The organism is Zavarzinella formosa DSM 19928 (assembly GCF_000255705.1).
In the GTDB taxonomy this organism is placed as follows: Bacteria; Planctomycetota; Planctomycetia; order Gemmatales; family Gemmataceae; genus Zavarzinella; species Zavarzinella formosa.
This window is the reverse complement of sequence record NZ_JH636447.1, coordinates 85,685-96,866: the sequence shown is the minus strand read 5'-3', so window position 1 is coordinate 96,866 and position 11,182 is coordinate 85,685. Positions and strand designations below refer to the sequence as shown.

Sequence of the window (11,182 nt, the reverse complement as noted above, 5' to 3'; positions counted from 1 at the left end):
TCTTCTGTTTTTCTCATGTGCCCTCACGTGCCCTCTGCGGTGAATCCATCTGGACTCATACATGGCAACGACAACGACTGATCCGATTGCCCTCTGGCAGAGCATCCTTCAAGCCGGGGGCGTGCGGGCATACATCGACGGACAACTCAAGGAACGCGGGTTCCTCGTCGAGCGGCGAGACACGGACGCCATGAGTGACCGCGAGAAGGATCAGTACAAGAAGGCCCTCAAGCAAGAGGCGGCCGAGCGGAAGAAGCTCAAGAAGGAGGCGTGGGCCGCGTACAAGACGGCTCACATCGTCCATCTGGGCGATGGCGTCTACTGGAGCGACGAGTCGAAGCCGGATAAGTGGGATACGCCGAACAGCGAGGAGCGGGCAGCCGAGAATGAGTTGCCGGCCCTCGATTCACCGAAGCAACTGGCCGAGGCGTTGGGACTGACGATCCCGCAACTGCGGGGAATGTGTCACCACCGCGACGCGGCGACAAAGCTGCACTACGTGCGATTCACGATCCCGAAACGCGACGGCAAGCCGAGGCCAATCTGGGCGCCGCTGCCGAAGCTGAAGGCCGCCCAAAGGTGGATTCTGCATAACATCGTCGAACGCCTGCCTGTCCACGGCTCCGCTCAGGGTTTCCTCGTCGGCCGGTCCACGCTGTCGAACGCGGCCGTTCACACAAACGCGAAGATCCTCCTCAAGATGGACGTGACCGACTTCTTCCCGACCGTCACCTGGCGGCGGGTTCGCGGCGTCTTCCGGCGGGCGGGCTATCGTGAACAGATTGCGACACTGCTCGCGCTGATTTGCACCGAAGCCCCTCGCGAGATCGTGCAACACGACGGCAAGACGTATTACGTCTCGCTCGGCGCCCGCTGCCTGCCGCAAGGCGCGCCGACCAGCCCTTCGCTGACGAACGCCCTCTGCCTGCGGCTCGACCGGCGCTTGACGGCGCTGGCGGCCAAGCTCGGCTGGCGATACTCCCGCTACGCGGACGACATGACATTCAGCCTGCCGGCCGATCACGCCGGCAAACCGCAACTCGGCAAGCTCCTTGGCTGCGTGAAACGAGTCGTGACGGCCGAGGGCTTCGAGGTGAAGGATGAGAAGACCCGCGTTCATCGCAAAGGCGGCAATCAAAGCGTGACGGGCCTCGTGGTCAACGGCGACGGCACGCCTCGCACGCCCCGCAAGGTGCGGCGAGAACTCCGGGCGGCGATCCACAACTTGGAGAAGGGCAAACCTCTCAAGGAAGGGGAAACCCTGCCGCGACTGATGGGCATGGCCGCCTACGTCTATATGACCGACGCGAAGCGAGGAAAGGAACTGCTGACGGCCCTGCGCCGGTTTGCCGCGGGCGAATCGTGAGGCGGGGCCAAGTCTCGCTCTTGGTCGAACCCGCCTGATCGTTCGGCGTGGATTTCAGTCGGCGGGTGATTTCACCGAGAGGCCCGGCTCTCTGGGGACGAACCGGCGGGCGTCAGGCTGAAGAGCAGGGACCGCCTCGTGGACGTCGTCGGCCACCTTTGTCGCCGGGATCTTCAGGGCGTTGATGATCGTGCTCGACTCCACCATGTCTGCGGACGGTACAGGGCGGGGAGACGTTCCCCCGGACGGATGTTCAGCGCGTCGTCCACGGCCGTGGCCCCGATGTCCCCGATATGATTCTTCAGTTGCAGTGAGCGATTGCGATAGACAAACTCGGCCACGCGATCACGAAGCGGGTCGATGCCGCCAATGGCCGGGGCATAACGAAGGCCCGTCAGGTCGAACATCGTCGGAAAAATGGTCGATTGCCCGAGGATAATGTTCTGCCGCAGGGAAGACTCCTGGCTCGCCGCCGGCCGGAAAAGGGTTCCGATGCCGGGAATGTCCTGGAGGACCTGCACGCCCTGGCTGGTCCGGGAGACCTTCAGCCCCACGGAGTATTTGCTGATTTCCCGCAGTTCGTAATTGCCCAATTGCACGTCCGTGTTGACGAAGTGCCGGTCCACCCGGCGTCGGCCCGCACAGGCTCGCGGATCTTCGTGCTGTACATGTAGTTGAAATTAAAGACAACCGACTGGCCATCCGGGCTGATGACCGGGCGAATCTCGTAACCGGTGCCGGTCTCGAATTTGTACACGCTCGGATCGGGGATCAGGTTCTCCAGTTGCGAGCCCAGTTCCCGCCGACCCGGCGCCTGCTGGGCCATGATCATTTCATCCGTCGTGGTCGGCAGGCCCGGAAGGACGCTGCGAACCGAGGCGTCGCCAAGCGTGCCCCCCACCAGGGAGGAGACCGGCTGGCCGCTGCGCATCTTCACGAGGGCCAGGAACGTCGGATCATTCAGCAAGGCGCCGTAGTCATCCATCGCCGCCTTGGCGCCCTTCATGGCCTCGGTGATGAAAATTTCCCGCTTGGGCAGGTCAAACTCAAACGTCGCGGCCGGGTCCACTTTGCCGAGCTGGCGGTTGTTTGTCAGCACCGTGGTGGTTTCAACCTGGGCGACGTTGACATCCCATGACCGGCTGGCGCACCGGACGGACCGGAACGCCGGGTTGTAAAACTGCCGGTTAAAGTCGTCGTCGAGGGCCGTCGAGATTCGCTTGATATAGTTGTCGATGTTCGCGCAATGGGAACGGGTTCCCTCCAGTTGCTCGATGTATTTGTCTTCCGTCTCGTCCACCTGAATGTCGAGGAAGCGTTTGTAATCCAGCGGCGTGCGGGCCTTGGAAGCCCGGTTTCTGGCGGCCTCAAAATCAGAGCCGGCCTTGGCAAAAGACTCCACTTCCTGATCGACGGCCCCGAACAGGAGCCGGGCCACGTCGGCCAGCGGAGAGTTCTCGACCAGCCCCGCCGAGACAAGATCGCGGAGTTGCTTGTAATCCTTCACCACCGACACCAGATCGATCTGGTTGGATTTTCGCGCGTTGGCAAGCCTGGCGGTCAGGGCGGTGATTTCCACCTCGGAATCCATCGTCTTGAGTTCGTCGATGAAGTCCTTCCCGAAAAAGGCATGAAGGTATTTGCGGTCGAGGTCTTCCTGGCTGTCCCCGCCTTGCTGTTCCTGGGCCTTGCGTCCCGCGACGGCGACCACGGACTTCCGCAGCATTTGGGCCGTCTGCGTCGTCATGAATCGCGAATGGTCAATGTGCGTCTGGATCTCGGCCAGCACTTGTCCTGGGGAATGTTTTGGTGGCCGGCGAACTGGCCAGCAGGGTGTTCCCGTACACGTCCAGAATCGTGTTGGCCACCACAAGCTGATAAACGGACGGCGGCAGATCCTGCGGCAATATCAGATCGACTTATTTTCTCGGTTGAACCCATTTCTTCGATGAAAAGCGGCTCACACGTTTTGGGCCAAATCACTATTTGAGCCATCTGGCCCTTTTCAATCGTGTTGGAATCAAGTTCGCCAATGATTTTGGGCCATGAGAAACGCCGTCAAAAGGGGCCGGATTACTCCAAAATCATCAGGCGAGATGTCGATTTGCCGAGGGTTTTGAAAAAAGGTGTTCAGTTTGCCCGCTGTTTTTGACCAGTGAGGTGGGTGTCCAACTGTCCAAAAATGGTCGCCGGAGGGATGTTTTGTGGTGTTTTCAGGCCACTTTTGAGTCGGATTTTGACCTGTTTCCAAATCGTGAAATCCCAAGCCCTGTAGCCTCATTGCTCCGGGGAAATCTAGATTCGTTTGAGACTTTTGATCGCAAGAGAATTTTTCGCCATTGCATGTAACGTGTGGGAGCAGATTCAGACCAGCGTCCCAATATGAATCATGCTTCCGCATCAAAGTTTGCCAAACTTCCGGGCAGGTCTGAAGAGAATTCTTGTGCGGCCATAAGGATTTGGACACGATTTTAATAACTGATCGCCGGAGCAACGGCACGGACAACGCAGTTGACTTATTTTCAAATATCGTTGCGGATGACTCGAAACCCAATGCCGTGATACTGTCCGAAATGAACTGATGAACTTGGTCCGGATGAGTTTCCAAGCCCAAAAATTGCCAGCCCGTTGTTTGGCCGTCATTTGACACAAAAACAGGGTCGGGCATTCAGTTCGGGCGAAGCAAAGTGCTTGTGATTGACGGATGCCTGGCTGGCATTGATGCCCCGGCGGATTTGGCGACAGGCTTTGCGGCCTGTGGTTTCTTCTTCAATGGATAATGTTTCATGCGGACGCTGCTTGTATCGTCGTCTCCCAAAGATGCGTCTCTTGACCGCATCCGCCGGATGCTGCGATCCTTCAACGAATTTGAATCGCCCGAGGTGGTTTCCTATGCCGACGCCCGGCAGCGCCAGTTGCCTTCTCATTCGGGGTTGATTGTGGTTTCGCTGGGGATCGACGTCGCCGGGGGGCATGAGTTTGTCCGGGGATTGGCCAAAAACACGTCCGCCAAAGTGATGGTCGTCGGCCCGGTTTCGGACTCGAAGCTGATTCTGAAGATCCTTCAAGACGGCGCCGACCTCTACATCGACGACCACGATATCGAGAGCGAATTTCTGCCCGCGATCACCCGGATGTTCCCCGACTCGGCCACGCCGGTGGGGCGAGTCCTCGCGGTCATCACGGCCAATGGCGGAAGCGGCGGAAGCACGCTGGCCGTCAATCTGGCCGTCCTGCTGGCCCGCTCGCGGGGCCGTTGCGGCCTCGTGGACGGCGACGCGCTGCGGGGCGATCTGGCCACGATGCTTGATCTCAAGCCCTCGTTCAGTCTCGCCGATGCGTGTCTGAACGAAGGGCGGCTGGACCGGGGCATGATCGAGAAGATGCTGATCCGGCACGCCTCGGGAGTGCATTTGCTCGCGGCCCCTTCGCAATTCGCCGACGTTCCGAACCTGACGCCGGGCGGCATGGTCGCGGCGCTCACCCTGACGCGATCCCTGTTCCCGGAAACGATCGTTGATCTGGGGGACGGGCTGCTGGCGGAGCAAACGGAAACCCTGCGAGTCGCCGACTGTGTTTATCTGGTGTGCCGGCTTGACTTCACCTCGCTTCGGAATGCCCGCCGGCTTCTCGACCATCTTGGAAGCCTGGGCGTGCGGCGAAGCGACATCAATTTCGTCGCCAGCCTGCAAGGACAGCCGGGCGAGTTGCCCGTTGCCGAGGCCGAGAAGGTGCTGGGGGGAACCTTCGCGGGAATCATCCCGTATGACCCGGCGAGCATCAACTCCGCCATCAACACGGGTTCGCCGGCCGCGATCAAATTCCCCACGTCCCGGTTTGTGCAGGCTTGCTCGAAGCTCATCGGCGGCGGAATCGCCGAGGGCGAGACTATTCAGGAAAGCTTCCTGGCAAGGTTCGGGGCCTTGTTCTTCAAGCCCGCCCCGAAGCGGGAGCCAGCCGCCGGATAATCGCAATTGATCGGTGAAGACTCGCGGATTTCTCTTCCATCATCGCCCGATGAAAAAGTGGTTTTATGTCACGGATACACGGAATATACCCGCTCACACAGGGCGCCGCCCAGCCGCCGGAACCAACGGTCGTCCCGGCCGTCGATCCGCAGGCCGGGGAGGAATTGCGGAAGTTCAAATCCCAGCTTCACCACCGGCTGGTGATGAGCATGGATCTGACCGCGATGGTCACGTTGAGCCGGGATCAGCTTAAAAACGAGGTTCGCCGGGTCGCCGACGAGCTTTGCCAGCGAAGCGCCAACCTGCTCAACAAGCAGGAGCGGGAGCGGCTGGTCAACGAAGTGCTTGACGAAACATTCGGCCTGGGGCCGCTTGAGCCGTTGATGAGCGATCCCACGGTGACGGACATCCTGATCAATGGCCCGCGAACCGTCTATGCCGAGCGCCACGGAAAACTGGAACTCACGAACGTCACGTTCAGCGACGAGGCCCATCTTCGGCAAGTCGTGCAACGCATCGTCAGCCAGGCCGGCCGGCGGGTGGACGAGACCAGCCCGATGGTGGACAGCCGGTTGCCCGATGGCAGCCGTCTCAATGCGATCATTCCCCCGGCGGCCATCGACGGGGCGCTCGTCTCGATTCGCCGGTTCTCCGCGAAGCCGATTCAGGCCGCCGACCTTGTCAGAAACGGGTCGATGCCCGCGGAGATGTTGGAGTTCTTTTCTGCCGCCGTGAAGGCCCGCCTGAACATTCTCGTTTCCGGAGGAACGGGCAGCGGCAAAACCACCCTGCTCAACGTCCTCTCGGCGTTCATCCCCGAGGACGAGCGGATCATCACCATCGAAGACGCGGCCGAGTTGAAACTTCAACAACGGCACGTCGGCCGACTGGAATCCCGCCCGAGCAATGCGGAAGGCGCGGGGGAAATTTCCACCCGCAGCCTCGTGAAGAATGCGTTGCGGATGCGGCCCGACCGCATTCTGATCGGCGAATGTCGCGGCGCCGAGGCGCTGGACATGCTTCAGGCAATGAACACCGGCCACGAGGGAAGCCTGACCACCGTCCACGCCAACGACACGCGGGAAGCCCTTGGCCGGCTGGAAATCATGGTGGGGATGGCCGGATTCGACCTGCCCACCTGGGTGATTCGCCGGCAGATCTCCTCGGCGATTCATTTGGTGGTTCAAGTGAGCCGACTCCTCGGGGGCGAGCGAAAGATCATCAAGGTTTCCGAAGTGACCGGCGTCGAGGGTGAAAACTACCTCATGCAGGATTTGTTCGTCTTCAAGCAAACGGGGCTGGACGAACGCCGCCGGGCCGTCGGGCAGTTTCACGCGACCGGCACGCGGCCGAATTGCACCGAACGCCTCGCCGCGCTGGGCGTCGGCCTGCCGCCGGAATTGTTCCAACGCCGGGTCTTGCACCCGACTCCCCGTTAATCGATCCCGGAAGGTCCGCGATGTGGTTCTCCATCCTTGTTTTTTTTCTGGCGACGCTCGGCTTCCTGGCGGCCGGCTGGGGTGTCCCCCGGTTGATGCAACGGGACCGCCAGACCGTCCGGCGGCGGCTCGCCGAAGCCTTCGGCGCCGACGGGGCCACCGCCTCGACGACCCCGTTGTTCAACGAATTCGACGTTTACAACATGGGTCCGGCCGAGGAATACGCTCTTTTGAGAGCCGGGAACGGCCCGGTGGTCGCCAAACCCCGGCCGGGATTGATCACCGTCATCAACCATCAGCTTGAGGACGCGAACCTCTCCTTTGGGGCGGTCCAATTTCTTCTGGCGGGAGTCGTCATGGCCGCCGGTCTTGCCTCGGCGGGCGGGTGGGCGTTTCAGTGGCCCGGCGTCGCGGCCGGCGTCCTTGCGGGCCTGATTATTCCGTGGGCGTTCGTGCAATTCAAACAACGGCAACGCCGGGAACGGTTGCTCAATCAACTCCCCGCCGCCTTTGAACTGATGGCCCGCATCATCCGGGCGGGCCAGTCGGTTCCGCAGGCGTTCGGGGCCGTCGCGGAATCGTTCGACAATCCGCTGGCCGGTGAATTTGCAAACGCCCGGCATCAACAAGAACTGGGGCTTTCGGCCGAAGTGGTGATCCGGGAACTCGGGCATCGCTCCGGTGTGATGGAATTGCGGATTTTCTCGATGGCCATGCTTCTCCAGCAACAAACGGGCGGCAATTTGTCCGAGGTTCTGGATCGTCTGGCCGCGCTCATTCGGACCCGGTTGCGATTGCGGCAGCAAGTTCGCACGCTGACGGCCGAGGGGCGTCTTCAGGGCATCACGCTCGCGGTTCTGCCCGCGTTGATGTTCGTCGCGTTGTATCTGGCCAACCGTCGTTATGCCCAGATGTTGCTCGACCGGCCGTCGCTGCTGCTGGCGACCGGGGCCTTGGTTTGCATTGGCTTGTTGTGGATTCGCAAAATTGTCCGCTTTGACGGCTGAGGAGACAGGTGATGTTCTCGAACCCGATGTTGACCGCCACGATCACATTTTTTGCGACGTCCCTGGTCGTTCTTGTGATTAACTGGCACATGGGAAGAAAAAATCCCAACGACCGCGACCGGACAAGCGAACGCATCCGTGAGCTTTGCGAATCAAACACCGATCATCCGGTGGTGAAGCCGTCCGTGCCGCTGCTTCGCCGGCTTGTCACCGCCGTCTCCATGCTCGGAACCCGAACCGCCTCCGCCCGTGACGAGCGAATGCAACGTCTCCGGGGCGGATTGCTCCGGGCCGGATATTATTCGGCCACCGCTCCCCAGTTTTTCTTGGGCGCCATGTTAATGATGGCCGTCATCCTCACCCTGGCCGGGGGAGTGGCCGTGTTTTGCGTCAAGCCCGGCAACATCAAGTTTGCCGCGCTGGGAGGAGTGGGCGGTGGTCTTCTCGGCCTCGCCATTCCGATGCTCTGGGTTTCCGAACGGGCCAGGCAACGCCAGCGATTGCTTACCATTGCCGTGCCCGACGCCCTCGACATGCTGGTGTTGTGCCTCGAAGGGGGAACCAGCATCAACGCCGCCGTGCAACGGGTGGCTGACGAACTCCATGTCGTTCATCCGTTGTTGGGGATGGAAATCAACATCGTCCAGCGGGAAATGCAGATGGGACTTTCTCCCGGCGAGGCGTTTCAAAAGTTTGCCGACCGTTGCGGCCTCCTCGACGTCCGGGAACTCGCCATGGCGATTGTGCAATCGGAACGCTGCGGCGCGGGGATTGCGAAAGCCCTGCGCACCTATGCCGAATCGGCCCGTCATCGATGCCAGCAAAAGGCGGAGGAAACCGCCCAGCGGGCCGCCGTGAAGATTCTGATGCCCACGATGTTGTGCATCTTCCCGGCCATCTTCATCGTCGTCCTCGGACCGGCCGCCTACCAGACCGCCAACATGTTCGCCCGCTGAAACCAAAAGCAGACATCATGCGATCAATCAACCAACGAACGACGAATCATCGGCCGGGGGCGGCGGCGGTGGAACTCGCCCTCGTCCTGCCGTTTTTGGTGGTGATGTTCACGGCCGCCGTGGATTTCGCAAGGATTTATCACATCACCCAAACGATTCAGGAATGTGCCCAGTCGGGGGCGATTTATGCGTCGGGGACGGCGCAGTTTTCCTCGTCGATTGACAACACCCAGGCGGCCACGAACGCGGCTTGCGCCAGCGGGGCCAACCTGTCCCCGGCCGTCCAGGCGGCCAATGTCTCCGTGGTGATCGACAGCACGGGGAAAACGGCGACGGTGACGGTGACATACACCTTCAACAGCATCATGCCGTTTTTATCCTCCGCGACGGTCATCACCCGCAGCGCCACCATGAGCCAGGCGCCCGTTCCCGGACAGTAATCCCAGAGGCGGCCGACCATGACTTTCCGACACACTCGATCCGGCGACCGAACGGCCGCCATCACCGTCGAAGGCGCCATCGTCATTCCGGTGTTTCTGCTGTTGCTGTTGGTGATCGTGGTCGGCGGGACGGGAATTTTTCAATACGAACAGGTCGCCTGCCAGTCTCGGGAGGCCGCCCGGTGGGCCAGCGTCCGGGGCGGGGATTACCAACGGGAAACCAGCCTCGCCTCCCCCACGGCGAATGACATTCTTCAGCAAGTGGTCCTGCCGCTGGCCGCGAACATGGACCCGTCGCATCTGACGCTGACGGTCGAGTGGGTCAACGGGGCGACCGGGGCGGCCACCAGTTGGGATTCCTCCTCCAAGGCCGTGAAATCGACGACGGTTTCCGGGGATTATGTGACGAACAAAGTCCGCGTGACCGTTCAGTGCCTTTGGACTCCCGCCGTGATGTTTGGCCCGCTGACGTTTAAGAGTGTCTGCGAATTTCCGATGTCGTTTTAACAAGGGTTTTTGATGTTAATCACCCGCTCCGCTGTTGCCGCCGGTCAAACCCGCCGCGGGGCCATCGCCGTGTGGCTGTTGCTGAGCCTGACCGTTATTGTCGGCGTGGTGGCCATTAACCTTGATGGCGGGCGTTTGATGGACGAACGCCGCCGGGCGCAGGCCGCCGCCGATGCCGCCGCCTTGGCCGCCGCGAAAGACTTGTATTCAAACACCAAGACCAATCACGGGTTGGACATCGGCGGAACCGCCCGAGCGGCGGCCATTCAGATCGCGGCGGCGAACGGCTACCCGGCGAGCGCGGTCACTGTCAACATTCCCCCGTTGACCGGGACGTTTGTCGGCAAGGCGGGCTATGTCGAGGTGAGCATCCGGAGCAATCTGGACGCTAGTTTCGGAAAGATTTTCACCTCAAGCACGCTTCCGGCCACCGCCCGCAGCGTCGCGGCCGGCAATCCGATGAAACTCGGGATTATTCTCCTCCGATCATCCGGGGCCGATGCGTTCCTCAACAAATCGCTGGCGCTGGCCGTGCTGAACGCGCCAATCATCATCAATTCCTCCGACGCGGCCGCTTATCGGCAACAGAGTTTCGGGGCGGTGGTCGCCACCCGGATGGACATCACCGGCGGCTACGTCAATCCCGGCAACGCGATCATGCTGGCGAACATTCGCACGGGTTCGACTCCGGTGAGCGATCCCCTGTACTTGCTGCCAGTGCCATCAACTTCCGGCATGACCGTCCGGAGTTCCTCGCCGCTGACCGTCAACACGATCCTTCCCGTCGTGCTGCAACCGGGCGTTTATCAAGGGGGCATCCGAATCACCGGCCTGTCGACGGTCGTCATGAATCCGGGCGTGTATGTGATGAACGGCGGCGGCTTCCGGGTCGACAGTCTGGCGACCGTCACCGGCTCGGAAGTGATGATCTACAACACCTCCGGAACCTACGCGGCCGGGCCGATCACCGTCACGGGAAAGCTCATCCTTTCCGCCCCCCTGTCGGGAACGTATCAGGGAATCAATTTCTTCCAGAATCGCAGCCAGACCACGGCCATTTCTTTCACCGGAACCGGTGTGACGGTCATCACGGGGACGATCTATGCCCCCAAGGCGCCGGTGAGCCTGACGGGAGGTTTGCTGGCGGCATTGGATGTTCTCGGAGGGGCGTATGTCGTCGATTCGATGACCGTCGACGGGCTTGGAAGCGTGAACATCGATTTGGGACTGAATCCGCCGCTGGTCCCCGATGTCCGGCTTGTTGAATAGTTTTGGTTCTCCGCGCACTATTGAGTGGCATATCCGGTTACGGAAGGCGTTTGACACGACAGCGCAGAGTCATCAGTCAAAGGATCGTTCTCTTCTCCGGCGACCGAACCCCCGTCCGTCTTCTCTAGTGCAAAATCAAGCAACAACATTTGCAAATGATCCCAAGAGCCCCACTGCGTCAGCGGTGGGGGTGGCACTCACTGGAAGCCACCCCCACCGCTGACGCAGTG

General features: G+C 61.0%; 11 protein-coding genes. 8 read left to right on the top strand and 3 right to left on the bottom strand.

What is annotated here, in order from left to right:
• Positions 1–61: 61 nt before the first annotated feature.
• On the top strand, positions 62–1,366 hold the full coding sequence (locus BGIM_RS0137160) for a reverse transcriptase family protein (protein WP_020474694.1): 1,305 nt from the start codon (positions 62–64) through the stop codon (positions 1,364–1,366).
• 173 nt (positions 1,367–1,539) lie between these two features.
• Here BGIM_RS0137160 and BGIM_RS0137155 read toward each other — a convergent pair whose 3' ends face one another.
• The 3 genes from BGIM_RS0137155 to BGIM_RS67500 all read right to left on the bottom strand — a co-directional run bounded on the left by BGIM_RS0137155 (position 1,540) and on the right by BGIM_RS67500 (position 4,034).
• A complete protein-coding gene (locus BGIM_RS0137155) occupies positions 1,540–1,959 on the bottom strand; it encodes a hypothetical protein (protein ID WP_157369717.1) in 420 nt (139 codons plus the stop codon).
• Positions 1,911–3,113, bottom strand: a complete 1,203-nt coding sequence (locus BGIM_RS0137150) for a hypothetical protein (protein WP_157369716.1) — start codon at positions 3,111–3,113, stop codon at positions 1,911–1,913. The genes BGIM_RS0137155 and BGIM_RS0137150 overlap by 49 nt, the downstream gene beginning before the upstream one ends.
• A 273-nt stretch (positions 3,114–3,386) precedes the next feature.
• A complete protein-coding gene (locus BGIM_RS67500; RefSeq protein ID WP_020474691.1) occupies positions 3,387–4,034 on the bottom strand; it encodes a hypothetical protein in 648 nt (215 codons plus the stop codon).
• A 118-nt stretch (positions 4,035–4,152) separates the two neighbouring features.
• On the opposite strand from BGIM_RS67500, the gene BGIM_RS0137140 reads away from it, so the two are divergent.
• From BGIM_RS0137140 to BGIM_RS0137110, 7 genes are all read left to right on the top strand, one after another.
• Positions 4,153–5,334: an AAA family ATPase gene (locus tag BGIM_RS0137140; protein WP_020474690.1), complete on the top strand. Its 1,182-nt coding sequence runs from the start codon at positions 4,153–4,155 to the stop codon at positions 5,332–5,334.
• A 65-nt stretch (positions 5,335–5,399) separates the two neighbouring features.
• The gene (locus BGIM_RS0137135) at positions 5,400–6,773 is read left to right on the top strand and encodes a CpaF family protein (protein WP_020474689.1); all 1,374 of its coding nucleotides are present in this window, start codon (positions 5,400–5,402) and stop codon (positions 6,771–6,773) included.
• Positions 6,774–6,793: 20 nt separating this feature from the next.
• Positions 6,794–7,780 carry a type II secretion system F family protein gene (locus BGIM_RS54435; protein WP_020474688.1) on the top strand — a complete coding sequence of 329 codons (987 nt, stop codon included), beginning with the start codon at positions 6,794–6,796 and terminating at the stop codon, positions 7,778–7,780.
• A gap of 11 nt (positions 7,781–7,791) precedes the next feature.
• Positions 7,792–8,736, top strand: coding sequence for a type II secretion system F family protein (locus BGIM_RS54430; protein WP_020474687.1), 945 nt, complete (start codon positions 7,792–7,794; stop codon positions 8,734–8,736).
• Positions 8,737–8,753: 17 nt separating this feature from the next.
• Positions 8,754–9,176 carry a TadE/TadG family type IV pilus assembly protein gene (locus BGIM_RS58925; protein ID WP_020474686.1) on the top strand — a complete coding sequence of 141 codons (423 nt, stop codon included), beginning with the start codon at positions 8,754–8,756 and terminating at the stop codon, positions 9,174–9,176.
• Between the two features lie 18 nt (positions 9,177–9,194).
• The gene (locus BGIM_RS0137115; protein WP_020474685.1) at positions 9,195–9,683 is read left to right on the top strand and encodes a TadE/TadG family type IV pilus assembly protein; all 489 of its coding nucleotides are present in this window, start codon (positions 9,195–9,197) and stop codon (positions 9,681–9,683) included.
• Between the two features lie 12 nt (positions 9,684–9,695).
• Entirely contained in the window at positions 9,696–10,952 is a 1,257-nt protein-coding gene (locus BGIM_RS0137110) for a pilus assembly protein TadG-related protein (RefSeq protein ID WP_020474684.1), read from the top strand.
• Positions 10,953–11,182: the final 230 nt, after the last annotated feature.

Bases quoted from the DNA above. Each gene is read 5' to 3' on its own strand.
- BGIM_RS54430 (WP_020474687.1), top strand. From the start codon at position 7,792: ATGTTCTCGAACCCGATGTTGACCGCCACGATCACATTTTTTGCGACG.
- BGIM_RS0137110 (WP_020474684.1), top strand. From the start codon at position 9,696: ATGTTAATCACCCGCTCCGCTGTTGCCGCCGGTCAAACCCGCCGCGGG.
- BGIM_RS0137140 (WP_020474690.1), top strand. From the start codon at position 4,153: ATGCGGACGCTGCTTGTATCGTCGTCTCCCAAAGATGCGTCTCTTGAC.
- BGIM_RS58925 (WP_020474686.1), top strand. From the start codon at position 8,754: ATGCGATCAATCAACCAACGAACGACGAATCATCGGCCGGGGGCGGCG.
- BGIM_RS0137115 (WP_020474685.1), top strand. From the start codon at position 9,195: ATGACTTTCCGACACACTCGATCCGGCGACCGAACGGCCGCCATCACC.
- BGIM_RS67500 (WP_020474691.1), bottom strand. From the start codon at position 4,034: ATGCCCGACCCTGTTTTTGTGTCAAATGACGGCCAAACAACGGGCTGG.
- BGIM_RS0137150 (WP_157369716.1), bottom strand. From the start codon at position 3,113: ATGACGACGCAGACGGCCCAAATGCTGCGGAAGTCCGTGGTCGCCGTC.
- BGIM_RS54435 (WP_020474688.1), top strand. From the start codon at position 6,794: ATGTGGTTCTCCATCCTTGTTTTTTTTCTGGCGACGCTCGGCTTCCTG.
- BGIM_RS0137135 (WP_020474689.1), top strand. From the start codon at position 5,400: ATGTCACGGATACACGGAATATACCCGCTCACACAGGGCGCCGCCCAG.
- BGIM_RS0137160 (WP_020474694.1), top strand. From the start codon at position 62: ATGGCAACGACAACGACTGATCCGATTGCCCTCTGGCAGAGCATCCTT.